At 52.7% G+C, this 25,270-nt stretch carries 22 protein-coding genes; 14 read left to right on the top strand and 8 right to left on the bottom strand.

The window, feature by feature from the left end; genetic code table 11:
- Positions 1-1,989 carry a hypothetical protein gene (locus K355_RS0107850; RefSeq protein WP_022731573.1) on the bottom strand — a complete coding sequence of 663 codons (1,989 nt, stop codon included), beginning with the start codon at positions 1,987-1,989 and terminating at the stop codon, positions 1-3.
- 525 nt (positions 1,990-2,514) lie between these two features.
- On the opposite strand from K355_RS0107850, the gene K355_RS0107840 reads away from it, so the two are divergent.
- The 6 genes from K355_RS0107840 to K355_RS23455 all read left to right on the top strand — a co-directional run bounded on the left by K355_RS0107840 (position 2,515) and on the right by K355_RS23455 (position 8,641).
- Positions 2,515-3,162 (top strand): shikimate kinase, encoded by a 648-nt coding sequence (locus tag K355_RS0107840; RefSeq protein WP_245562922.1) that lies wholly within the window; start codon positions 2,515-2,517, stop codon positions 3,160-3,162.
- Positions 3,163-3,166: 4 nt separating this feature from the next.
- A complete protein-coding gene (gene aroB, locus K355_RS0107835; protein WP_022731570.1) occupies positions 3,167-4,282 on the top strand; it encodes a 3-dehydroquinate synthase in 1,116 nt (371 codons plus the stop codon).
- A gap of 150 nt (positions 4,283-4,432) precedes the next feature.
- The gene (locus K355_RS0107830) at positions 4,433-5,707 is read left to right on the top strand and encodes an HlyC/CorC family transporter (protein ID WP_022731569.1); all 1,275 of its coding nucleotides are present in this window, start codon (positions 4,433-4,435) and stop codon (positions 5,705-5,707) included.
- Positions 5,708-5,927: 220 nt separating this feature from the next.
- On the top strand, positions 5,928-6,377 hold the full coding sequence (locus tag K355_RS0107825; protein ID WP_022731568.1) for a CBS domain-containing protein: 450 nt from the start codon (positions 5,928-5,930) through the stop codon (positions 6,375-6,377).
- A 164-nt stretch (positions 6,378-6,541) separates the two neighbouring features.
- A complete protein-coding gene (locus K355_RS0107815; RefSeq protein ID WP_022731566.1) occupies positions 6,542-7,183 on the top strand; it encodes a DUF2889 domain-containing protein in 642 nt (213 codons plus the stop codon).
- Positions 7,184-7,297: 114 nt separating this feature from the next.
- Positions 7,298-8,641, top strand: coding sequence for a hypothetical protein (locus tag K355_RS23455; RefSeq protein WP_022731565.1), 1,344 nt, complete (start codon positions 7,298-7,300; stop codon positions 8,639-8,641).
- A 29-nt stretch (positions 8,642-8,670) separates the two neighbouring features.
- On the opposite strand, the gene K355_RS0107805 is transcribed toward K355_RS23455, so the two are convergent.
- The 3 genes from K355_RS0107805 to K355_RS0107795 form a co-directional block, all read right to left on the bottom strand.
- Complete coding sequence (locus K355_RS0107805) at positions 8,671-9,297, bottom strand: c-type cytochrome (RefSeq protein ID WP_022731564.1); 627 nt, start codon at positions 9,295-9,297, stop codon at positions 8,671-8,673.
- A complete protein-coding gene (locus tag K355_RS0107800; RefSeq protein ID WP_022731563.1) occupies positions 9,297-10,550 on the bottom strand; it encodes a PQQ-dependent sugar dehydrogenase in 1,254 nt (417 codons plus the stop codon). Before K355_RS0107800 ends, K355_RS0107805 begins: the two co-directional genes overlap by 1 nt.
- 142 nt (positions 10,551-10,692) lie before the next feature.
- On the bottom strand, positions 10,693-10,989 hold the full coding sequence (locus K355_RS0107795; RefSeq protein ID WP_028791434.1) for a BolA family protein: 297 nt from the start codon (positions 10,987-10,989) through the stop codon (positions 10,693-10,695).
- Between the two features lie 160 nt (positions 10,990-11,149).
- On the opposite strand from K355_RS0107795, the gene K355_RS0107790 reads away from it, so the two are divergent.
- The 4 genes from K355_RS0107790 (at position 11,150) to gluQRS (ending at position 15,854) form a co-directional block, all read left to right on the top strand.
- Positions 11,150-11,800, top strand: a complete 651-nt coding sequence (locus K355_RS0107790; RefSeq protein WP_022731561.1) for a J domain-containing protein — start codon at positions 11,150-11,152, stop codon at positions 11,798-11,800.
- 192 nt (positions 11,801-11,992) lie between these two features.
- The gene (cobS, locus tag K355_RS0107785; RefSeq protein WP_022731560.1) at positions 11,993-13,000 is read left to right on the top strand and encodes a cobaltochelatase subunit CobS; all 1,008 of its coding nucleotides are present in this window, start codon (positions 11,993-11,995) and stop codon (positions 12,998-13,000) included.
- A gap of 59 nt (positions 13,001-13,059) precedes the next feature.
- On the top strand, positions 13,060-14,988 hold the full coding sequence (cobT, locus tag K355_RS0107780; protein WP_028791433.1) for a cobaltochelatase subunit CobT: 1,929 nt from the start codon (positions 13,060-13,062) through the stop codon (positions 14,986-14,988).
- A gap of 26 nt (positions 14,989-15,014) precedes the next feature.
- The gene (gluQRS, locus tag K355_RS0107775) at positions 15,015-15,854 is read left to right on the top strand and encodes a tRNA glutamyl-Q(34) synthetase GluQRS (protein WP_022731558.1); all 840 of its coding nucleotides are present in this window, start codon (positions 15,015-15,017) and stop codon (positions 15,852-15,854) included.
- A gap of 11 nt (positions 15,855-15,865) precedes the next feature.
- On the opposite strand, the gene K355_RS0107770 is transcribed toward gluQRS, so the two are convergent.
- A complete protein-coding gene (locus K355_RS0107770; RefSeq protein WP_022731557.1) occupies positions 15,866-16,792 on the bottom strand; it encodes a LysR family transcriptional regulator in 927 nt (308 codons plus the stop codon).
- A gap of 103 nt (positions 16,793-16,895) precedes the next feature.
- Between K355_RS0107770 and K355_RS0107765 the strand changes: the two genes are divergently transcribed.
- Complete coding sequence (locus K355_RS0107765; RefSeq protein ID WP_022731556.1) at positions 16,896-17,495, top strand: short chain dehydrogenase; 600 nt, start codon at positions 16,896-16,898, stop codon at positions 17,493-17,495.
- A 223-nt stretch (positions 17,496-17,718) separates the two neighbouring features.
- Entirely contained in the window at positions 17,719-19,785 is a 2,067-nt protein-coding gene (locus K355_RS0107760; RefSeq protein ID WP_022731555.1) for a putative bifunctional diguanylate cyclase/phosphodiesterase, read from the top strand.
- Positions 19,786-19,879: 94 nt separating this feature from the next.
- Here K355_RS0107760 and K355_RS0107755 read toward each other — a convergent pair whose 3' ends face one another.
- The gene (locus K355_RS0107755; protein ID WP_022731554.1) at positions 19,880-20,068 is read right to left on the bottom strand and encodes a hypothetical protein; all 189 of its coding nucleotides are present in this window, start codon (positions 20,066-20,068) and stop codon (positions 19,880-19,882) included.
- Positions 20,069-20,504: 436 nt separating this feature from the next.
- Between K355_RS0107755 and rpmB the strand changes: the two genes are divergently transcribed.
- The gene (gene rpmB / locus K355_RS0107750; RefSeq protein WP_022731553.1) at positions 20,505-20,798 is read left to right on the top strand and encodes a 50S ribosomal protein L28; all 294 of its coding nucleotides are present in this window, start codon (positions 20,505-20,507) and stop codon (positions 20,796-20,798) included.
- A gap of 376 nt (positions 20,799-21,174) precedes the next feature.
- Positions 21,175-21,741, top strand: a complete 567-nt coding sequence (locus K355_RS0107745; RefSeq protein ID WP_022731552.1) for an HNH endonuclease — start codon at positions 21,175-21,177, stop codon at positions 21,739-21,741.
- An 87-nt stretch (positions 21,742-21,828) separates the two neighbouring features.
- Here the strand turns inward: K355_RS0107745 and K355_RS0107740 are convergent, their stop codons facing one another.
- Positions 21,829-24,003 carry a TonB-dependent siderophore receptor gene (locus tag K355_RS0107740; RefSeq protein WP_022731551.1) on the bottom strand — a complete coding sequence of 725 codons (2,175 nt, stop codon included), beginning with the start codon at positions 24,001-24,003 and terminating at the stop codon, positions 21,829-21,831.
- Between the two features lie 149 nt (positions 24,004-24,152).
- Positions 24,153-25,040: an AraC family transcriptional regulator gene (locus K355_RS0107735; RefSeq protein WP_022731550.1), complete on the bottom strand. Its 888-nt coding sequence runs from the start codon at positions 25,038-25,040 to the stop codon at positions 24,153-24,155.
- Between the last annotated feature and the right edge of the window lie 230 nt (positions 25,041-25,270).

The following is a 25,270-nucleotide window of genomic DNA, read 5'->3' as shown; positions in this document are numbered from 1 at the left end:
TTACCGATCAGAGGCCAGAAGAAGCTCAACGGCCAAGTGCTGTGCATCTGCTTGAAGGCCAACCATCGTCAGGGCGGCAACCGTATCGGCAAGTGCCTTTGGATCGGCATTTGGCATGGTTGAAATCTGTTGTGCCTGAATGGCCATTGCGACGGTTTTTGCCTTTTGATTGCCGGTTGCGCCAACGCGCAGGTAATGATTGACTACACTGCTGATGGTTGTGCGTTCTTCGGCATAAGGTGCAATCAGCAAGCTGTTCCACGCCCCTTCGGGAACCTCGATGCCAAATCCGTCATACAGGTTGAAAACCAGTTCCGCATTACGTCGCGCTGCTGCCTGATCGGAACTGGCTGCTTGTATTTCCTGCCATTCGGTCATGCGGGACCGATGATCGGTTAAGGCCTGTAGATCGACCGTTTGCGATGGTTGTGTCGGCGCCGGTGTTACTGCACCACCCAGACCAAAACGTGGTTGATTGGTGGTCGCGCCATTCATGACGTCCTGATTGACTTGAACGGCATCATCGTTTGGTTTTGGCGCGCCGGTGTCTTCGAGACCCGATATCGCGAGAACAGGGTAAAGCAGGCTCAAGCGCGACGAAATATCATTGCCGGGATTTGCCGAAGACTTGGCAACCTGAAGCCAGCTTGCCGCACGTTCGATGCTGTTAACCGCGATCGATGTCTTAAGGGCCGTGATTGCAAACCAAGAGAAATCACCATTTATCGGAATTTCTTCCACCAGTGGCGCACAAAGCCGCGCAGCCTGAAGGAAATCGCCTTCGATCTGGGCGGTTTCAAAAAGGGCTGCGAGTATTTCTGCACGTACGGCAGGCACATCGCTTTTTGCGGCAGCCTGATAAAGTTTGGCGTACTGACGGGCCTGAACGCCTTCGGCGGCATCATCTAGGGCATTTTCAAGATCGGCCGGATCGAAATTAACCGCGCTATAAATATCGCCAAGCTGTTGGGCACTAATCAGGCCAAGATTTTCGGCCTTGCGGGCGGCTTCAAGGCGCACATCGGTCGGGGTTGCAACCGCGTTGGTGAGGCCAATGATGGACACCGCATTTCCGGTTTCAAGCTGACTTTCCGGGATGGATTGTTTGGCGATAGATAAAAGCGCGATATCAATCGGGCGTAAATCAGTCAGAAGATCGGCATCAACCGCCGTTCCACCGCGAATGGCCGCGACCAGACCAAAGAATGTTGCGTCGCTTTCGCCGTCCATTTCACGGACAAGGTCGACCGAAAATGCCGCAGATGTCGGATCATTGGCATGAAGCGCGCACATGGCTGCTGCTTTTAGCCAGAACATTTCATCGTAACTGGCGCTGTAGCTTTCAATCGTGGCACAGGCATCATCGATGCGTCCGGCAATCAGAAGCGCGTTAACTTCGGCCTGTGCCAGCATGGCCCCACGCGATCCTTGCGGGGTTGCGCGGACCAAATCAATTGCGCCGTCAAGCGCACCCATGTTGATCAGTTTGGCAACGCGAGCCTCAAGCAGGCTGACCTTGGGCGTGTCTTGCGGCAGGGCGGCCACCGACAGTAACAGCCGTTGTTGCAAATCACGTGCGGTATGTGTGGCCGGGGTGGCGGGAAGTTCCGAAACCAGCTTGGCAGCTGATTTACGTGTCGTGCCGTTCCACATATCAACACCAAGACCACCCTGCGACGGATCAAGGGTGCCGACTGCTTCGGCATCAATAGCCTGAAGGGTTACGGACTGAACTGCATTTGGATCAGACGGGAAACTGTTAACAGACGTTGAACCCGACCCAAATCCACCGGGGTTTGACCCGGTTGTGCCATTGTTGGCAGGCATGTCGTTCCCGGGTTGAGTTACTGCATCTTGCTGTGCTTCCTGTTTTAAAAACAAGGGCACAGGCGCTGAATTCTGGGCATTGGCGGTTCCCGGCGCAAGTCCGGTTCCCGTCATCATTGCCAGCAAACAGGTCTGCAGTAACAGGCGGGAACGCAATGTCATCTTAATTGAACCTCGAATTCGGGATGGTTTCTTCGATTTGGCTGGTTGGGGCCGGAATATCCCAGGTGACCAGGAAAACGGCGCCGCCGACGATTACAGCAAGGACCAGCAACAGAATAATACGCGATAAGATCTTCATTTTTATCCAGACTTCGATGCGTTTGTGCGAATGACGCGTCTACCAGTATGCTGACGAAGCAGAAAGATGCAAGATACGCAAACAGCGATATACCCAATCGGGCAAAATCCCGCTTTGGACTGTTTGGCTTTGCCTCATCCGTGCCGTGATACAGGTTTATGTTCAACGGGCTGGATGACATTCTATTTCGGCAACTTCAAGGCAGTATAGGTGTCGGTTCCTCACAGAGCGTTAACAGCAAAGTCGCAAAGAACAATTGTCTGATCCGCATTCATAATCGCTGCATATAACGTGCGAGAACAATTTTACGCGGTAAATTGTCGTAAAGAGCGTGCGGTTCGCTTGCGTTCGAGGCTAAGCTGGCCTAAAGAATTAGGTAAATTTTGTTGAAACCAGATGAACTACAGGACTGCAAACCGAACATGGAGAGCAACATTGCCGAGTCGGGTTTGCACGAAGATGTGATTGCCAAAATCCGCCGGGGCCTTAAGGGTTACCCTTTGGTTTTCATTGGCCTCATGGGTGCAGGAAAAAGCTGTATTGGCCGTATGGTCGCCAAGGAACTGAATCAGGATTTTGTCGATGCCGACCGCGAAATAGAAGAAGCCGCTGGCTGCTCGATTGCTGATATCTTCAAGCTGTATGGCGAAGAAGCATTTCGCGACGGCGAAGAGCGTGTGATTGCCCGCTTGCTCGAAGGTGAGCAACTCGTGCTGGCCACTGGCGGCGGGGCCTTTATTCGTGAACGCACTCGAAAACTCATTCTCGAAAAATCTGTATCAGTGTGGCTGCGTGCCGATCTTGAATTGCTGTTGCAACGGACAAGTGGACGGACTCATCGTCCGTTGTTGAACCGGGGCAACCCGCGCAAGATTCTCGCAGATTTCATTGAGACCCGTTACCCGATTTATGCCGGGGCCGACATCATCTTTGATTGTGATGAATCGTCCAAAGAAGAAACCTGTGACGCAGTTCTTGAACTGATGGCCAAGTCCTTTGACGATGACGGCAATTTGATCAGAACAGGAATCTAACACAGTGAGCAATCACGACACTCTTCGCGTTGAACTTGGCGCGCGCAGCTACGACATTCTTGTGGGCAGCAACCTTTTGGCCGATACCGCCAAATACATAGCACCTTTCGTGCGTAAAGCCGGGGTTGTCGTCATCAGCGATGCGGTCGTTGCCGACAAACATCTGCCCACGGTTCTGGCGTCCCTTGATGGTGCAAGCATCGCGCACCGTGAAGTTGTCGTACCGTCGGGTGAAAAATCTAAAAGTTTTGCCACGTTCGCAGATGTCGTCGAACAGATACTGGCGATGGGAATTGAACGGTCGACCGTGATCATCGCATTGGGCGGTGGGGTTGTTGGCGATCTGGCCGGATATGTGGCGGCTTCATTGCTGCGCGGGCTTGATTTCGTGCAAATCCCAACGACGCTTTTGTCACAAGTCGATAGTTCTGTCGGCGGGAAAACCGGTATTAATTCCAAATCGGGTAAGAACCTTGTCGGTGCGTTCCATCAACCGCGTCTTGTTCTGGCCGATACCGCCGTTCTCGACACATTGTCGCCACGTGAAATGCGCGCTGGCTATGCCGAGGTTGCCAAATACGGCCTGATTGATGATCCGGACTTCTTTGCGTGGCTTGAAGAAAACGGGCAGGCGGTCATCGATACCGATGGGCCTGAGCGCCGTCAGGCTGTGATTAAAAGCTGTGCGGCAAAGGCCCGCATCGTGTCCGAAGATGAACGCGAAGGCGGCAAACGCGCATTGCTTAACCTTGGTCATACATTCGGTCATGCATTTGAAGCCGAAACGGGTTATGGGCAGAAACTTCTGCACGGTGAAGCGGTTGCCATGGGCATGGTGATTGCCCATGACGTGTGTGGTGCCATGGGTATGGCACCCGCAGGTGAAAAAGACCGCATTGTCGCACATTTGAAATCGGTCGGTTTGCCGGTATGCGCATCGGAAGTTTCGGGCATGCACTGGGATATCGACAAGGTCATCAGTCATATGTCGCGTGACAAAAAGGTCCGCGACGGCGAGATCACGTTTGTCATGACACGTGGTATTGGCAAGGCGTTTACATCCAAGGCGATGGATGTGGACAAAATGCGCGCGGCCATTACCCGGTCATGCCGCGGCTAAGCGTCGTACGATCCATATTAATCTGATTGTTTCTGTCTGGTCGTTTTAACGACCAGACTTGTGAAGTCGTTGACGTAGCGACAATTGACCTTACAAGTGATTTACGGACAAAGTTGTCCGGTTGCGATCACTCTTTGGAGACGGCCCTGAATGACAATCACGATTGTCGTGATTTTTTTCCTGCTGATGTTGTCGGCATTTTTCTCTGGCTCGGAAACCGCGCTTACGGCAGCGTCGCGTCCGGTCATGCATCACAAGGAACAGGATGGCGATCTTAGAGCCGCGACGGTTAACCGGTTGCGCCAGTATCAGGAGCGTTTGCTAGGGGCGATTTTGCTGGGCAATAATATGGTCAATATTCTGGCCTCTGCCCTTGCGACTTCGGTGATGATTGAGCTGTTTGGTGAGAACGGTGTCGTTTACGCCACCATCGCCATGACCGCACTTGTTCTGGTGTTTTCGGAAATTCTGCCAAAAACCTATGCGCTTCAGCATGCCGATACCATGGCGCTGCGTGTGGCCCGCCCGATGAGTATTCTGGTGGTTGTTTTTGCACCCATCACCCAAAGCATTCAGGTGATTGTTCAGGCAACCCTGCGCCTGTTTGGCAGCGGCGAAGGCCCGGGCATGGACAGCGAACGTGAATTGCGCGGTGCGATTGAACTGCATGCCGATGACGTTGTTGTCGGTGACCATCATGCTGAACGCACGATGTTGCATGGCGTGCTTGATCTTGAAGACGTTGGCGTCTGGGAAATCATGGTGCATCGCCGCAAGGTGCAGATGATCGACATCACCCGTCCGATGGACGAAATCCTTGATACAGTTCTGGCCAGTCCGCACACCCGTATTCCGATTTATGAGGAAGACCCCGATAACATCGTTGGCGTTCTGCATGCCCGCGAAGTGTTAAAGGCGGTCGTGCGCGGCGCCAAACCGGCGACGGCAAAAGAAGTCCGTGAACTGAGTTCTGAGGCATGGTTCATCCCCGATTCAACGACCCTTGCCGATCAGCTTAAGGCGTTCAAGGAGCGCCACGAGCATTTCGCAATTGTTGTTGATGAATACGGTGCGTTTGAAGGTGTGGTTTCACTCGAAGACATCCTTGAGGAAATCGTGGGTGATATCGCCGATGAAACCGATGTCGAAGTGATTGGTGTACAGCCGCAAACCGACGGATCGGTCATTGTGCGCGGTGATGTGACCATCCGGGACCTGAACCGTCGTTTCGCATGGCGTCTGCCCGACGAAGAGGCCGCAACGGTCGCAGGATTGTTACTGTATGAGACCCGACGCATTCCCGATGTCGGTCAGCAGTTCCGTTTCCACGGATTTGAATTCGAAGTTCTGCGCCGAATTCGCAATCAGGTCACCCGCATCCGCATGCGTGAAGTGACAGACCTTACCACCGACGACCGCGAATAGGCGGTCGTTCTTTGCCGGTGGTGTTGCCGTGCTTTGATTTCCCGTTTTGACGTAAACAGTTTTAAGTTTTTCGACTTATGGGTTAAAATCAGGTTTGAGCTCTTGACCCAAAAGATCGCAGGACCATTTTAAAATAAGGTCCACTGCGTTTCATCGCGCAGCACCAGATGATCTGATCGGGTTTGGACATGTGGCAACATCAATCTGCAGAGAGAGAAGCATGGATACGAAAATCGTACCAGGCGTGGTCAAGGAACAATCCATCGCGACCCTTAACCCAGCCGATTCCGTGATGGATGCCGTCAACATGATGTCGGAACGAAAAATCGGCGCGGTTGTCATTGTCGATAACGCGGCAAAGCTCGCCGGTATTTTCACCGAACGCGACCTTGTGAACCGTGTGGTCGCAAAGGGTGAAGATCCAGCCACCACACCACTTTCAAAAGTCATGACAGCAAATCCCGATACGCTGGGACCAAACGATACCGCAATGAATGCGCTGGCACTTATGAGTGCACGTCGTTATCGCCATCTGCCGGTTGTCGACGGGGATGTGGTGATTGGCATGGTTTCGATCCGTGATCTGTTTAACGTGGTTAAAGCCCAACTTGAAGAAGACGTTCGCGAACGCGAAAAGTTCATCTTCGGGTCGGATTACGGCGTGGCATAGGCGCCTTAACACGCTTATTTAGCTTAATTTTTTATCTTCATTCTTTCGCGATGACGTGGGCGTGGTTCCCGTCATCGTGTGGAATGATTTGGCAAATCAGGACTTTGCTACTTGACATCACATGGGTGAAGGACTTTACGTTTACGTAAAGGAGAGATAGCCCCATGCCATTATCCAGCCCCGCCGCCCGCGAACATATTCACACCCGTACTGTGACCTGTCAGGGTTTTCGCCGCACAGATGGTTTGTGGGATATCGAAGGTCATATCACCGATACCAAAACATACGGATTTGCCAACAACGACCGCGGCGAAATCCCGCCCGGTGTGCCGGTTCATGAAATGTGGCTGCGGGTGACAGTTGGCGATGATCTTGTGATTCGTACGGTCGAAGCCGTCACTGATTATGCGCCGTTCAATGCATGTGATGCGATTGCACCGGCATATGAAAACCTGGTTGGGCTGAAACTTGGTCCGGGTCTTAGAAAGCAGATCAGAGACCGGGTTGGCGGCATTCACGGATGCACGCATCTGACCGAATTGATGGGGCCCGTGGCGACCACGGCCTTTCAGACAATCTTTCCGATCCTTTCGCGTGAGGCCGAAGAAAAACGCCTAGCGGAACTGGCGGCGGGTGAAGGTCCCGATCCCGCCAGTGATGCCACGCCAAAGAAACGAAAAATGCCGCTGATCAATACCTGTCATGGCTGGCGCAGTGATGGTGCTGCGGTCAAGCGCATTGCACCAAGTTTCTATACTGGTGATGAACCGATTGACGAAGATGACGACAGCCTGCGGGAGCTCTGAAAACAAAACCGGCATTGTCTTGCAAGTACCTTGCAGATTTCCAATATCATTAAGGTCACAACCACAGCGTTTGTCAGGCGACCGATGATGTCTTCGCGATGCAGAAAAGAACCCATGTTGCCTAACGATACAGGTTTGCGCGATGTGTTCGTCCGCGGGATGCTGACGGTGTTGTTGGGCTGCGGGGTGACCGGTGTTGGTAATGCCCCGCTCGCATCGGCACAAGAACTTGCCTTTCCTGTCGTAGAAGTCGGCCAGACGACTGGCGACGGTATGGATACGTTTTTGATCCTGCAAACCAACCTTCAACCGCCGTATCAGGAATTACAGGACGGTATGCTAAGCGGTTATTCCATTGCCGTGCTTAATTGTGCCTTTGACCGGATTGGTATTGGATACGGGCTTGCGGTTGCCCCGCGCCAGCGAAATCGCGAAATGGTCCGAAATGGCAGGGCCGATGGCTTTTTCCTTGCTCGCCTTAGCCCGTTCATGGACGAATACGCTGTGCCATCTTATCCGCTGGCACTGGAAAAATGGGTCTGGATTTCCAAGCGGTTCAGTGAAAACGATCCCCGTTCTGGCTTGCAGACTAAACCCGTTAACATGTCTGCCGTTGGTGCCATTCTTGGGTCGAATGAAGCCGAATGGCTTCTGGAAGAAGGTTACGCTGACATTAACCGTGCGCCATCGTTCTCATCATTGGTTTCGCAAGTTATGGCAGGTCATGTGGAATATGCGCTGGTTGATAAACAAAGTTTCGAAGCTGCCCGTAATGAGCTTGGCTTAGGGTCGGAGAATTTTGAACTGCGCTTTGAACGCTATGCACCGTTGGTGGTCTATTTTTCAAAAGTGTATCTGCAAAAATTCCCCAAGATGTTGAATGATTTAAACGACAATCTGGAATTTTGTGAAACCGTTCCGATGAATCTGGAGCCATGGGAAAGGGCGGCGATTGAACGTGATCAATTGCCATCAATAGAAAAACTGGCGGGCGCATCGGAGCTGATCACAAAAATTCGCACCGAACTGGATAGTGCAACCTACGACACAGAAACCCGTAAACTGCTTGATGTTGAATGGATCGCCAAAGTCCGCAACGGTGACATCAGTCTTGCGGCGTCCGACATCTTGGAAAACGACCTGTCGCAATATTTGCGGGAATTCCAACAGGCATCGGGTGGTCACGTTGCGGAAGCCTTTGTTTTCAATCTTCGTGGCGAAGTGATCGGCATGAACCGGGTGACGTCGGACTTTGATCAGTCAGACGAGACGAAATTCCAAATGACCGACAACCTCAACCGCGGCCATGCGCAGATTGACGACATCCTTTTTGATGGCTCAACCCGTTCGTTCCTGTCGCAGATTACCGTTCCTTTAATTGATCCGGATACCGGCAACGTCATGGCGGCACTTACCGTTGGTTTGGATGTGTCAGCAGCATTGCGCCCCGAAAGCTAAGCTTTCCAATCTGCCCTTTGATTGGTGATTTATTTTCCCGATGGATCACTGATCTTGATATCGATCTGGCTATACCAGTCCGATGCCTGCTGCATTTCAGCGTCTGTCATATCTTTGGCAATCGGGGTCATGACGTCATGGGTGCGCTTACCTGTCCGGAATGCCTTGATCTGGGTTTCGATGTAAATGTTGGTTTCCCCGGCCAAATTGGGGGCGTCGGGCAAATCCGAAATACCGTTTGCGCCATGACAGCCAACACATAGCCCCGGTGCGTCGTCTTCTGTCTTGTCTGCAGGTAATGTGGTCACAACGTCAAAATGATTGAACCATGTTGCGACATCCCTGATTTGGTCGTCGGATAATCCGCGCGCAACCACAGTCATCATTTCATGTTCGCGTTCGCCGCTTTTGAACGCGTGCAATTGCGCCATCAGATAGTCAACGGTTTCCCCGCCAATATGTGGTGCAATCGGAATGCGGGCCTTGCCATCCAGCCCGTGACAGGTTCGGCACATGCCCGCAACCTTGCGGCCATCTTTCAAGTCGCCGGTGATTTGGTTGGCGGTGGCGTCAGAGGCGGGGACGTCGGAGTTTTGGGCGATCAGAACCCCGGCGGGCAAAAGCCCGCCGAGGAGCACGATCATTAGAATACGCATCAATTGCCCTCATACCAGATGCGATACAGTGCACCGGCAAGATCATCTGAAACAATGATCGAACCATCGCGCAGTTGGGCGACATCTACCGGACGGCCGAGATATTCGTCATTCTCGTCAATCCAGCCTTCGGCGAAGGGTTCGATGCTGGCGTTTCCTTCGGCATCAATAAAGGTCACCATCACACGCGCACCGACCGGTGTCGTGCGGTTCCATGACCCGTGCTGGGCCGAGAATATGGCGTTCTTGTATTTGGCGGGAAACATCTTGCCCGTATAGAAGCTCATGCCAAGGTCGGCGGCATGGGCAACGGTTTCGACCGCTGGCATTACGACGTCATAGGGGACGTCCTGTCCGGCATATTCATTGGTGCGGACATCACCGCCGCCATACCATGGATGGCCAAAATGCTGGCCTGCTGCGGTTTGATGGTTGATTTCGCCGGGCGGAATTTCATCGCCCATGCCATCGACCTGATTGTCGGTCCACCACAATTCGCCGGTTTCCGGATGGAAGTCATGACCAACCGAATTACGCACCCCATAGGTATAAACCTCGCGGTCGGTACCATCGGTATTGATACGGATGATGCCGCCGATCCCGTGATCGCGATACAGATCAAGTTTGTCAGGCGGGGACACGTTAAACGGCTGGCCGAGCGAGATATAAAGTTTCCCGTCCGGACCGAGTTTGCAAACACGTGCGGTGTGGTTATAGCTTTCTTCTGCTGGCGGAACCAGATCGCCTTGCTTGATGACATTGAATGCCGCGACGTCCGGGCTTTCATAGAAAAATTCGGCTGCCGGGAAGGTCAGGACGCGGTTCTGCTCGGCGATATACAGCATGCCGTCGGGCGAGAAACATGGACCGTTCGGGATGGCAAAACGAAGTGATGGAGCAAAATCTTTCACCTCGTCGGCGACGCGGTCCTTGTTGCGGTCGGTAACCGACCAGACCTTGTCTTTGCGGGTGCCAACAAAGACAACAACCCCTTGTGGGCCAACGGCAATATGGCGGGCGTCGGGAACAATGGCATAGAGACCAATCTTGAACCCGGGCGGCAATGTGATGCCTTCAAGGGTCTTTTTGATCCCGGCGGCATAGTCGCCACCCTGTTCAATGACGGTGAATTCTGTCGTTCCGGTTGATTGGAAGTTTGAGAGCTTTTCGAGATTGTCCGGCGCAGGTGCTTGCGCATGTGCGGTACCGGATAAGACAAGGGCAATGGTCGCCCCGATGAGGCGCTTGTTCATTACATAGTCCTCCCGTTTAAACCAGATACCATTGACCGGTATCTGTGCCACGCCTGCAATGGTTGCAGGCGTGGCTTGTTCTTAAAGCAATGCGCTTAAAGGGAAGGATCGTCTAGGTTGATTTCACAATGTGGAAATCGCCTTATGGATTTCTTTGTGCCGCTACTGCTTCGTACTCTGCCGGGGTCATGGTTTTCAGGGCGAGCGCATGGACCCGGTCCTTGAGAAGCTGATCAAGGGCGCTATAAACAAGTCGCTGACGGCTGACGCGGTTTTCCCCGTCAAATTTGTCAGAGACAACCAGAACTGAAAAATGGGACTCGCCACGCGGGTCTGCACCCGAATGACCGGCATGTTTCGACGAATCGTCGATGATTTCGAGTTTGGCCGGGGTAAATTCTTTGGTCAGGATGTCACGGATCTGATTGGCGATCTGCATGATAAGAGCCTCTATTTCCATTGGATGTTTGCAGATCACTGCAAAAAACGAAACGTAGGGTGACGTTTTGTCATGCGACGGCAGTTTTTCAAGCCTTTTATCGCATTTAATCGAACCGTATGATATTGCGAGCAGCGATATCCAGAACATATAGACGCACATGAACCGAGGACACCGCAACAAGCGCAGAACACTTTACCATGACGAACCGGTCTTGCCCGAATGCGATTGGCCAGACTGTGACGGTCATGGGGAATTTCGTGCGCCCAAAGATCGCAAGCTGAGTGAGTATTATCAGTTCTGCCTCGAGCATGTGCGCGAATACAACAAATCCTGGAATTACTATGCCGGCATGAAGGCCGAAGATATTGAAAGTGACATGCGCCGTGATACGCACTGGCAGCGCCCCACTTGGCAGTTCGGTCACATTCGCGGGTCCAAAAAGCCGTTTAATTTCAAATTCCGGGACGGGTTCGGCTTTTTCAATGAAGACGGCGATCAAACCCATCATGGCCCCGGTGCCGATGACCGGGCGCGCGCAGAGCAAAAACGCAAAAGCGAAGAAGCTCAGCGCCGTGCAGGGGCGCTTGGCATGCCGTCCGAGCAACAACAGGCGATGGCGACGCTTGATCTTGGCTGGCCGTTCACCCGAGACGAGTTGAAAACCAAGTATAAGGCCCTGTCAAAGAAGTATCACCCGGACGCAAATGGCGGGGATAAAGTGGCAGAAGAGCGGTTTAAAATGATCAGTGCGGCTTATTCGTCCTTGATGAGCTATATCCGCGATCTTGAATCGCGTGTTTCACTTTGATCCTGAGTGGATTTTTGTTAAATCCGATTGTCGAACCGGCCCGTAGGATGGCTTATCGATTAATCCTTTTGCGGTAATAGAGATTTTTTGCGCATCTTCCCTTTGTGTGATGCGACTTAGCCGCTATTAATGAGCAAGTTTAATGAAACGACCGCGCCACCAGCGTCGGTCCAAGATAATGCGCGAGTACTTATGAGCCAAGGTTACGAAGCGACAGGTGCAGCAGCCGAACATCCGCTGGACACGCCTGATACCACCATTTCCGTCCGTGATACGTTCGGGATTGATGCCGATATGGACGTTCCTGCCTTTAGTCAGGGCAGCGAACATGTGCCAGCGATTGATCCGACCTATCGGTTTGACCGCGATACCACATTGGCGATTTTGGCGGGCTTTGCCCACAATCGCCGTGTGATGATCCAAGGGTATCACGGCACGGGTAAATCGACCCATATCGAACAGGTGGCGGCACGCTTGAACTGGCCGTGTGTACGCGTGAACCTTGATAGCCATATCAGCCGTATTGACCTGATCGGTAAGGATGCGATTGTTCTGCGGGATGGCAAACAGGTTACCGAATTCCGCGAAGGTATTTTGCCGTGGGCGCTCAAACGCCCGGTCGCGATGGTATTTGACGAATATGATGCCGGTCGCCCGGATGTGATGTTTGTCATCCAGCGTGTTTTGGAAGTTGACGGTAAATTGACCCTGCTTGATCAGAACAAGGTCATTCATCCGCATTCACACTTCCGCCTGTTCGCAACCTCGAACACGGTTGGCCTTGGCGATACCACTGGCCTTTACCACGGTACCCAGCAGATCAACCAGGCGCAGATGGACCGTTGGTCGGTTGTTGCGACCCTGAACTATCTGTCGGTCGAAGATGAAACCAACATCATCGCCGCCAAGGTGCCTGATTTTGATACACCTGAAGGCCGTTCGAAAATCGAAGCCATGGTTGCGCTTGCCAACCTGACGCGGCACGGGTTTGTTGCCGGGGATATTTCAACCGTGATGAGCCCACGTACCGTGATCACCCTGGCGGAGAACACCAAGATTTTTGGTGATATGTCTTATGCCTTCCGCGTAACGTTCCTGAACCGTTGCGATGAAGTCGAACGACCGATTCTGGCTGAATACTATCAACGGTGCTTTGGCGAAGAACTGCCTGAAGAAGCCATTAATGTGATGGTTCGTTAAGCAGCGGTCCCATGGCATTAAAGCAGATCGGCGAGTTGGTTCCCAAGGCGGGTGAGACAATGAAAAATGATGAGGCTCTTTCCGGGTTTTTGCGCGGCACGGCGGCGACGTTTCGCGCGCTTGCCGGGCGTAATGATCTGGAAGTAGGCTTTGTCAAAGGTGGTCGACCCGGCGGATATGGTGAACATGTCCGTCTGCCGATGCCCAAGCAAGCCCTGCCAAAGGGCGAAGTTGCTGATTTGCGCGGTGTTGCAGATGGTTGGGCGCTTAAAATGCGCCATCATGATGCGGCATTGCACGCCCGGCGTATGCCCGAAACCGCCGAAGCACAGGCTGTTTATGACGCACTTGAAACTGCGCGCTGCGAAGCGGTGGGATCGCGGTATTTTCCCGGTGTGCGTAAAAACCTGCGCGAACATTTCGAACAGGATTGTCACGCCAAAGGATATCACCGGCTGACCGCACGCGAAGACGCACCGTTTGCCGATGCCATCGGTATGCTCGCCCGTGAAGTCTTCACGGGCGAAAAAGCCCCTGAATCAGCACAGCCACTGATTGATCTGTGGCGGTCGCATATCGAAGACAAGGCCGGGGCCGACCTTGGCGATCTGCGCGATGTTCTTGATGATCAGGACGCTTTTGCGCGCAGCATGCGCCGTTTGCTCGATCATTTGTCGCTTGAAGATGACCTTGGCGACGATTCTCCACCCGATCAGGATAGCGAGGATGACGAGGAACAAGGTGGCGAAAACGATCCTGATCAGGAGGATCTGGAAAGTCAGGGCGGCCAGCAGGGGCAGAACGACGATTCTGAACCCGATGGCAGTGACGATCAGCAGGATGCCGGCACCGAAGACGCCGAAGCCGGTGAAGGCGATATCGACGATCAGCAGCTTGAAGCCATGTCGCAGGAAGAACAGCCTGCCGGACCGGGTGAACAACCTGAGTTTGATGGTCGCAATGAGCCGCTTGAACGTGGGTATGAGCCGTTCACGCGTGAGTTCGATGAAATCGTCACGGCTGATGAGCTGTGCGAAGGGCTGGAACTTTCCCGTCTGCGGGCCATGCTTGATAAGCAGCTGGCGAATTTGCAAAACGTGGTGTCACGTTTGGCCAACCGGTTGCAGCGCCGCCTGATGGCGCAGCAAAACCGTGGTTGGGACTTCGACCTTGAAGAAGGCATTCTCGATGCCGCCAAGCTGGCCCGGATTGTCTCGACTCCATCCACGTCCCTGTCGTTCAAACAGGAACAGGATACTGATTTCCGCGATACGGTTGTCACCCTTCTGATTGATAATTCCGGCTCCATGCGCGGTCGTCCGATTACGATTGCGGCCCTGTCGGCTGATATTCTTGCCCGTACGCTGGAACGCTGCGGGGTGAAGGTCGAAATTCTAGGTTTCACCACCCGTCAGTGGAAAGGCGGGCAGTCGCGTGAACGCTGGGTCGAACAGGATAAACCGCCAAAACCGGGGCGTCTCAATGATCTGCGTCATATCATCTATAAGGCGGCCGATACGCCGTGGCGTCGTGCGCGCAAGAACCTTGGCTTGATGCTGCGCGAAGGGTTGCTTAAGGAAAACATCGATGGTGAGGCGCTTCTGTGGGCGCACGAACGTCTTTTGGGTCGTTCCGAGCAGCGTCGGATCATGATGGTGATTTCCGATGGTGCCCCGGTCGATGATTCAACGCTTTCGGTCAATTCGGGTAATTACCTTGAACGGCATTTACGTGAAGTCATCGACTGGATTGAAACCAAGTCACCGGTCGAACTGATGGCAATCGGGATTGGTCATGATGTGACACGCTATTACCAGCGTGCCGTGACCATCAACGATCCCGAGGAACTGGGTGGCGCGATGCTGCGTGAACTTTCCGACCTGTTCGATGAAAAAGGTGCCCGTCAGCCCAAACGCCCAATCCGCCACGTTCCACCTGATACCGGGCAGGCGCGTGATCGTGCCGCAGGTGATCGCGACCGCTGGTAAATTTCTTGGGGGACGGTGCTGACGCTATGACAGCAATTACCCGATTTGCGCCAAGCCCAACTGGCTATTTACACCTTGGTCATGCGGCATCGGCACTGTTTTCATTCAAACAGTCCGGGCCACATGGCCGGTTCCTGTTGCGGATTGAAGACATCGATCAAACCCGTTGCCGTGCGGAATATCTTGATGCGATTTATCAGGACCTCGCGTGGCTGGGGCTTGAATGGGAAGAACCCGTTCGTGTGCAATCAGATCATTTTTCGGATTATCAGAACGTTCTTGATCGCCTGACGGATATGGGGTTGCTGTATCCGTGTTTCTGCACGCGTAAAGACATTCAGGCGGAAGTCGTCCAGATTGGCAATGCACCGCATGGACCGGATGGAGCGCTCTATCCGGGGATCTGCCGTGCCTGTTCTGCCAAGGAACGTCGTGACCGTATCGCCGCAGGTGAAAGTTATGCCCTGCGTTTGGATATGACGGCAGCAGTTAGCCGGGTTGCTCGGGAACTGTTCTGGTTTGACCGTGCGGCGGGGCGTCAGATTGCTACACCGGAAATTTTCGGCGATGTTGTCCTTGCCCGCAAAGAGACTCCGACCAGCTATCATTTGTCGGTGACCCATGATGACCATTTGCAGGGCATCAGCCTTGTTACCCGTGGTGAGGACCTGTTCTTTGCCAGCCACCTGCATCGGTTGCTGCAAGAAGTTTTGGGCTATGACGTGCCGGAATATCACCACCATGGCCTGCTGACTGGGCCGGATGGCAAGCGATTTGCCAAACGAGATAAATCCAAAACCTTGCGATCCATGCGTGAAGAAGGGCTTGAGCCGTCAGATGTTATCGCGATGACCGATCAGGTTTAAGAAAACGGCTTTTAGACGCTGTTTGGTCCATTGGTTTCCAGAAGGTCAGGGCGGTCGGTAAACCAGTTTCGAATGAAATCAATCATCAGCCTGTTCTTGACCGGAAGGTTGCCCTGATAAGCATACACAAGGTAGATCGGCCGCAAGGGGGAACGATACCCCTCTAGGGCGGTTTCAAGCCGCCCGGCAAGGATTTCGGGCATCGCGACATAACGCGGCAGGCGGGCAACACCCAGCCCCTGCACGGTGGCATTTCGGATAAGCGGGTAGTGGTTTAACCGCAAGTTACCCTGTGCGGTGATCGACTGCGGACCGCTTTGTGAAAAGAACACCCATTTCCGGTCCTTGTAATATTGAAAATTGACCAGACAATTATGATCCGAAAGATCATCCGGCGTTTGCGGTTTGGTGTGTTGCTGCCAGTATGCCGGGCTGGCACACACCAGTTCGTATAGTTGACCAAGCGGGATGGCAACCTGATCGGGATCGTCGGTCAGTCCGGCGCGAATGGCGATATCAATATGTGACGCCTGCAAGTCGCGGAACGTGTTTTCCAGTTCCATTTCGATCTGGATGCGTGGATGGACCTTTTGAAATTCGACAATAATGTCCTGCAAGAACATCTCGCCAAACGATACCGGCACCGTGATGCGCACGCTGCCAACTGGTTCACCGCGCAGTGCTTCGACGGCTTCAAACGCGGCATCGGCACTTTGGGTAATATTCTGGCAATAAGCCAGAAAAGTCCCACCGATTTCGGTTAGTTCGAGTTTCCGGGTGGAGCGAAACAGCAATTGTGCACCCAGCACACCCTCAAGCCGTTTGACATGCTGGCTGATCAGCCCTTTGGACACGCCGGTTGCAAGGGCGGCATCGGTAAAGCTGCCCTGTTCAATCACCGCAGAAAAGCTGCGCATTTCGCTAAGATAATCTTTCATTGTTTAATATATTAAACAACATGTTTGAAAATTGCCAGATTATCGACCGAACTGTTTTGTGAAATCCTTCATTCATTGGAAAATCCACATATGGAGACAGATGATGAAGGTACTATTGATCGGGGCATCGGGGATCATCGGCAAAGGCGTTGATGCCAAACTGTCCGCACGCCATGACATTATTCGTGCATCGCGCAACAGCGGCGATGTGACAGTTGACCTCAAAGACCCGGCATCGATTCGTGCGATGTTTGAAAAAGTCGGTGCGGTTGATGCAGTGGTGTCAACAACCGGCAAAGTCCATTTCGGAGACTTTGCCGACATGGACGAGGAAAAATACCGTATCGGGATTGATGACAAATTGTTCGGGCAGGTCAATCTTGTGCTGATTGGCCGGGATTATGTTGCAGACAATGCGTCTTTCACCCTGACCACCGGTATTTTGTCCCGCGATCCGATCCGCTATGGCAGTTCGGCATCAATGGTTAATGGTGCAATCGAGTCCTTTGTCAAAGCTGCGGCAATTGAAATGAAGCCGGGCCAGCGTATCAACGCCGTAAGCCCGGGTGTGATCCTTGAGGCTATGGAAGGCTACGCACCCTATTTTCGCGGTCATGATCCGGTGCCTGCGGCGCGTGCGGCAATGGGATATGCCAAGTCTGTCGAAGGTCTTCAGACCGGCCAGGTGTTTGAAATCTTCTGATTATTGATTGGGTTCAGACCCTAATTACCCCCGAACAGTTGCGCTACAGCGGGGCTGTTCGGGGATTCTTCGTGAATGAAATCAAAACCTTGTGACTTTTGCTGGGAAGTCTCTATTTCCGCTCTTTTTACGGGTGCGTTGTTTGTATATTCGCTCTGGCTTGATTTAGTACCTATGTATAGGATCATAGATACGTACGATGAAGCAGAGGCGAAAAGTACTGATGGATCAAAAAGCCACCAGTTTGGTCAAAAGGTTCGCAAAGCGCTTTGTCGATCCGGATGTCGGTCACGAAGCAGATAAAGATCTGATCGGCAAGGTGCGCCGGGATCAGCTTGATCTTGCATATCGCAATAGCTGGGCGAACATTCTGGTCAACCTTGCCGCAGGGGCAGGGCTCTTGGTGATGTTCTGGGTGCAGGGCGAAGTTGTCCTTAACACCTTGCTTTGGTTCGCCGCCGTTCTGGCCGTGTGTATTGTGCGTTTATGGTCGGGTTTCCGGTACTATAAGCTACGTCAGAAAACGCCTGAACTTGATGATCGGGATTATAAACACTGGTATCAACAATATGTCGCCGGTGTGCTGGTTGCTGTTGTGCTGTGGGCGGTGATTGGGGGGCTGCAAATCCCCAATGTACGTAGCGAAAGTCAGTTTTTGACTCTGATTATTTTTTCCGGTCTTGCGGGTGGTGCCACCGGCATACTTGCGCCGATTTTCATTGTCGGACGGGTATATCTGGTCATCTTGTTATTGCCCCCATCCATTCTTTTGCTTGGAATGTCAGGACCCAATTACATTTTAGCAATTTTGGCGATTATCTTCCTGTTCGTCATGCTGTTTACCCATCGCAACAACCACGTGGTTCTGTTTCGGTCCCTGATCCTCCATCACCGCAACGAGGGGCTGGTCGAAGATTTACGGCACAAGAACCGCGTTACCGAGGACTGGAATGCCAAGCTTGAAGCCCGTGTGGCACAGCGTACGGAAGAACTCCGCAATCTGGTGGTGCATGACACGTTAACGGGGCTTTTGAATCGTGACGGAATTGTCGAATGGTTTGACGAGGTCTGTGGCCGGGGCGGGGATCTTGATTTTGCCGTTCTGTTTATTGACCTTGATCACTTCAAACAAATCAATGACGGGCTAAGCCACGCAATCGGCGATGAAGTGCTTCGGGTCGTTGGTGCGCGGTTGCGTCAGTTTGGTGGGCCACAACATGCGGTTGGCCGTTGGGGCGGGGATGAATTCCTGATGGTGCTGGCGGCCCCGATTGATGATCTTCACTCGCTGGTTATGGCAACCATCAAAAAGACCCGTGACTCGGTCAATCAACCGATCAATATTTCCGGCCATACCCTGCATGTTGGTTTCAGCACGGGGGTCGCCTTTGCCACCGGCCATAATCCGGGCATTTCCGAACTGATCCACTGGGCTGATCTGGCTGCTGCCGAGGTCAAACGCGAAGGCCGCGGCAACGTACATAACTATGACAGCACGCTTCTGGTCGAACAGGAACGGCGCTTGAACATCAATCAGGCGCTCCGCCGGGCTGTGCAGGGAAATGAGTTCTATCTTGCATATCAACCCGTAGTCAGGGCGAAGGACGGCGCCATCACCTCGTATGAGGTTCTGCTTCGTTGGAGCAGTGCCGAGCTTGGAGCCATCACGCCGGATGAATTCATTCCAATCGCCGAAGAATCGGCTCAGATCGTCGAGATCGGTGAATGGGTGTTGCGTGAAGCCTGCGCGACGCTCAACAGCTGGCAGGATATTTCACCGACAACCAAGGTGGCAGTCAATGTTTCCATACGCCAGATCGTTGTGCCAAACTTTGCCCGGATGGTCGAGGGTATCCTGCGTGAAACAGGAGTCCCGGCAAACCGTCTGATTCTTGAAGTCACGGAATCCATTTTCGACCAACGCCAAATCATACTGATTGCCGATGTTTTGTCGGTTCTTCATGACATGGGCATTGAAGTTCACATTGACGATTTTGGAACGGGGTATTCATCCTTGTCACGGTTGCATCAAATCCGGGTGGATGCGGTCAAGATCGATAAGTCGTTTGTCCTTAAAATGGATGAAAATGCCCGTGTTGTGATTGAAGGTGCGATTTTGATCGCGCATCGCTTTGGTCTTAACGTCATTGCCGAGGGTGTCGAAACCGATCAGCAGCGCGCAGAACTGGCAGGCATGGGGGTCGATGCCTATCAGGGATACTTCTTTGCTCGCCCGGCCAAGGGCCCTTGTTTAGATCCGCACTGGCAAGCTAAAAAGTCATCAGTCTAGGGTCCTGACCCTAAGACGTCTGTAGAACGCAAAACGGCCTGCCATGAATCATGGCAGGCCGTTTGTTTCTTATCGTGCAACCAGGTGCGCGGTACTAGCGGCTGAAGTCAAACAGGACGACGAAGGCAACGGGCACGAGTGCCAGTGCGACATAAATCCAGGCCGATGCGATCGGTATGCCGAAATGGGCCAGAACAAAGCCAACCAGATACAAGACCAGCCCGATAACCGCGACCAGCAGAATTCCCAAAAGGGGAAGGGACACATTGCTATCTGTTTTCATTTCGCACCTTGCTTTGAAAGATAATCCTGAATTCTGTGAGGATAAAGCTATCAGCACATACGCGTCGTTACTTTGATCCGTGTCAATTTCCAGTCGGGCCCGGCGAACTGCGATGTCTGACTTTATATATATGCTCTCTGGCGGGAGAATCGGCATATGCGGGCGTTGAATTTGGTCGATTTCCCCTAAAAACATGGCTGTGATATTGTCGCGCTGGTTTGAAAAGAGGCTGATTCCTTGCGGTTGAGTTGGGGAAAATACGGCCCATACCCAAAATTGGTGGCAAAACACACCAGATAGGCGTTTTTGTCGCGTTATTGCGTTGATGAAGGCTTGACGGCATTGGTCAGAGGCGGTAATAACCCGGCTCCAAGCGCGGGCCTGCGTGTTCAGGCCAAGCGTCCTTTTGCGAATTTATAGACCAGGAGATCAGGTCATGGCACGTCGCTGCCCGGTATCCGGCAAAGGCGTTTTGGTCGGCATGAATGTGAGCCACGCCCACAATCGTACCAAACGTCGTTTCCTCCCGAACCTGCAGCCGACTTCGCTGCTTAGCGAGTCGCTCGGTCGTTCGGTGCGTATGCGTCTGACCACCAATGCTGTCCGCACCATCGAAAAACGTGGTGGTCTGGATGCGTTTTTGCTCAGCACTGCAAATGCAAAGCTTCCGGCTGATTTGGTGAAAATCAAACGCCAGGTTGCCAAAGCTGTTGAAGCAAAAGCTGCCTAATCAGGCTTCTGCTTTACGCACAGATTTTACGAGGGCTCGCTTCTGGCGGGCCCTTCGTTTTTTCTGAATATATTTGGCTTGGTTTTAAGCTGCATGAATTGCCGCACCATCATGGATGGGCGGCTTTTTTGTGGCTGCGATATCCGTGCTGTCGCCTGGCTTTTCTTGGCTTGAACCGGTGTGCGAACACGTAAATGCGACTCGGCGGAACACGGTCTTTGCGCTTTTGTAAAATTGGTTTATACTTTGCTCTATCAGTGGTTTATGTGGCCGCGTCGCGTTAGGTTGTGGAACGTCACGATATCTTCATCTTCCAAGATTCCCGAACCTGCTAAATACAAGGAAGCGACTCGGTAAACACGGTGGAGCGAATGGTATGCATTTATCGCCCAATGTGTGTCCTGCACTTGTGCTCAACGCCGATTTCCGGCCGTTGAGTTACTTCCCGCTGTCTCTATGGTCCTGGCAGGATACGCTCAAGGCGGTCTTTCTTGATCGCGTTAATGTTCTCTCGGAATATGATCGCGAAGTTCATTCGCCATCCTTCACAATGAAGCTTCCCAGCGTTATCTCGCTCAAGGAATATGTTCCGCTTAAAAGTAGCCCTGCCTTCACACGGTTTAACGTGTTCTTACGTGATCAGTTTTCCTGTCAGTACTGCAACGATCGTCTGCCGACCAATGAGCTGACATTTGATCATGTCATTCCGCGGTCACGTGGGGGACGTACCAACTGGGAAAACATCGTCACGGCCTGTTCGACATGTAACCTGTTTAAGGGCAGTCGATCGGTGCGCGAGGCGGGACTTCGGCTTCGCAGGACGCCGGGACAGCCCACGATGCACGAACTCCAGCATACAGGACGCCGTTTCCCGCCAAACTATCTTCATGAAAGTTGGCGGGATTTTTTATACTGGGATACCGAGCTGGACTACGATTTCTAAGCTGTGTGGTGTCGCGTGAAACAAAAAAGCCGACGGAATATGCTCCGTCGGCTTTTTAAATGGTCGTAGCTGTGATCTATGCTGCGATTACCAGTTCACAGTCAACTTCAGAAGAGCACTACGTCCTTCAGCATATCCACAAGCGGTTATCGAACTGCAGCCTGCGACATATTCTTTGTCGAGAAGGTTGGAGACGTTCAAGCTGAGGTCCCATTGGTCCTCAAGACCATAACCGATCCCGGCATCAAACACCGTGGCTGAGGGTACTTCGTTCTCGTTGCTCTCGTCAGCATAGGATGCTCCTTGATAACGAGCGCCACCAATCAGGCGAAGTCCCTCAAGGGTACCTTTGCTAAAGGTATAGTCGAGGCTCAGGCTTGCCATTTCTGTTGGAACAGTCACTGGCTGTTTGCCGATAAGGCTCCGATCTTCTTCTTCGGTGATTTCGAGGTCGTACGCAGTTGCACTTGCAGTCAGGCGGAGTTCTTTGGTTAGATTGGCTTTGGCCTCAAGCTCAATCCCCTGTGAATGTACTTCGCCCAGTTGGCGTTCATTCTGGAACGTACCTGTGATTACGTTTTGTCGTGTTAGATCGAATGCCGCAACGGTGAACAGGCCATCAAAGTTCTGCGGAACATACTTCAAGCCAGCCTCATATTGTTCGCCTGTTTCGGGGCGATACACACCATTGGCACTTGATCCCAGAACCGGGTTGAAGAAGGTTGCTGCGCTGACATATGGGGTCAGGCCCGAGTTGAAGATATAAGCAATGCCAGCCCGACCGCTCCACTCTCCCTCGGACTCACTGTAGTTGTTGTAAGTCGAAATGGGGTCGTCAGCATCGGTAGAAATGTAGTCATAGCGCCCGTTCAGTGTTGTAATCCATCCATCGCCAAATCTTATCTGGTCTTGTGCATAAAGCCCTATTTGGTTCATGACAATGTCCTGATCCAGATAGGCGCTACGTGCAACCTGCGAGGTGCCATGAACCGGATTGAGCGGATCAATATCGGTACCGGCGCCAGATGATTCTTTTCGGCTCATGTCGAACCGTTTCATATCGATGCCACCCAATAGGGTGTGATCCAGGTTGGCGGTGGAAAACTTCTGTTCGAGTTGGTTGTCCAGACCGATCGTGGTCATTTCGGTTCGGTGTTCAAAGCCCCAGCGATCAAGATCGTAGTTGCTACCGCTTGGGGCAGAGCCGCCAACGGCGTATCCGCTGGGATAGTAATAGATTTCGTGAATGTCGATGTGGCCTACACGTGCGTTCTGGCGGAAGGTGAGATCATCATTGATGTCGTGTTCAAGTTCGTAGCCCACCATGGCCTGACGACGCATATCTTTATCGAGGTTTGGTTCTGTAAAGTTGATGTCAGGGTCAATTTTGCCGTAGGGCGCATCCACCACAGTGCCATTGTAGGGCAGGAAGCCAAGGCCACCATTATGCTGGCCATCGACAAAGGTGAAACTGCTGAGCAGGGTTAGGCTGGTATCGTCATTTGGGGTCCAGAGGAAAGTCGGCGCGATTGAGCCCTGAAATCCCTCATTCTCGTCAACTTGTTCTTCGCCATTGGTAAACTGACCTGTTACCCGATAGGCGGCGTCGTTGCTGAGCCGTTCACTGATATCGACACCAGTGCCTAACTTTCCAGTGTCGGTTACCGATAGTTCAAGTCTATGTAACGGCTCATCGGTCGGGCGCTTGCTGACATAATTAACCATCCCACCGGGGTTTGTTCCCCCATAGAGGACAGAAGCTGCACCACGCAAAACCTCAATACGCTCAAGGTTGTAATCCTCGATCATGAATGCGCCAAAGCCATAAGCGTAATTTTGCAACCCGTCGAGGTAGGTGCCTGTTTGTGTTGCATCGAAGCCGCGAATGTAGATCCAGTTGGTGTCTGTATCAGAGCCATATGGCTGACTGAAAACGCCCGCTGTGTAGCGTAGCGCCTCGTCAACCTTATCCACACCGCGGTTCTCCATTTCCTCACGGCCAATTACGGATACTGACTGCGGAATTTCTTCTATGGGTGTGTAGGTTTTTGAGCCGGTGCTTGACTGTTTGGCAACGTAACCTTCTACGGGCGCTTTGGCGTTGTAGCTTTCAGTTTCAATGACCAGAGCATCAAGGGTGACGTCCTGTTGTGAAGCTTCATCACTTGATTGCGCCCGCGCAAAATCGGGAGCAGCAAACACCAGTGCGACTGCTGTACCAAGCAAAAGAGTCGTCGACAGTTTCTGTCGTGTAAAACGCATTTGGCAATTCCCTGTGTCGGTTGTCTTTTACGACGACCAGCTTGGCGGGAACCTGCGGGCCATCTTCCATGATGGCCTTTCGATATCACGTCAGAGGGTTGTGAATATTGAACTGGATTTGGGTGTATTGAACGAATTTTGGTTTAATTTCAGGCGGCGGTTTCTTTGCGCCATGCACCGGGGGTGGTTCCGACGACCCGGCGGAAAACACGGGTGAGGTGGGCTTGGTCAGCAAAGCCGACGCTGGCGGCAACATTGGCAAGCGATGTGCTGCTCTGGCTTAGAAGGTCCATGGCACGTTCGACCCGTGCCTTCATCTGCCATTGCTGTGGTGGCATGCCGGTTGAGGCGCGAAATGCCGAGCAAAAATAGGACTGGGAAAGCCCGGTCAACTGGGCAAGTTCATCCAGACGGATGGTGCGACCGCAATTTTGTTCAATATAGGCAACCGATTTGCGCAAGTGATGCGGGGCAAGTTTGCCGCGTTTGCGCGGTAAGGTCTCGGGCTTGCGCGGTTCAAGCAAGGCAGCGGTCAGGGCGGTTACAAGCCCGTCGCCGTAAATCTGCGGCCCGGACATGCCGTTTTCAAGATCATCGGCAATCAGCCGGACCAATGCATTGATGCGCGGGTCGCAAAACCCGATGCGCGGGGTTTCCAGTGCGGTACGATCAACCGTTGTGCCAAGACTGGTTTCAATCGCGTCGATATCAAGATGGAGATCAAGATGACGTAGCCGGCATTTGCCGAGAATTTCAGAAGAAACTTCCATGCCCGCCGGAATATAGGACAGGCATCCCTGACCATGCTGATCCTGACGAAGTTCATTACCCGCAGTCTTGACCTGAACGCGGGCGTCGCCAACACAGTCAAGAAAGGCAACCAGACGCGGGGCTTGCGAAACGTATGTCCCGCCAGCTTCCTGTTCACATTCGACATGCCATAGATCGGTAATGGCTGCATTCCAGCGACGGAAACGCAGATCATCACGAAGGGAAATACCTTCGATCTGGCTGGTCATGTGTGGATGGAATGTCATGTCGGTCAATTCAAGCTGGTCCGTGTGGTGTAAAAAAAATCTCGTGCGGAATCGCCAAGAATCGCTGACTGAATATAACCGGGAATATCCCGCAAACAATAACAATTCGCATTATCAATCGAGTATTTGTTCATTTTGCGCGGTATTGTTCGCTTTTTAGGTGTGTGGTGTTGTGAAAAAACCCGCCTGAGGTGTCAGGCGGGTTTTGACTGTGCGTAAACCGCTATCAC

Origin of the sequence: Thalassospira lucentensis MCCC 1A00383 = DSM 14000 (genome assembly GCF_000421265.1) — a bacterium.
Lineage (GTDB): Bacteria > Pseudomonadota > Alphaproteobacteria > Rhodospirillales > Thalassospiraceae > Thalassospira > Thalassospira lucentensis.
This window is presented reverse-complemented; position numbering and strand designations above follow the sequence as displayed.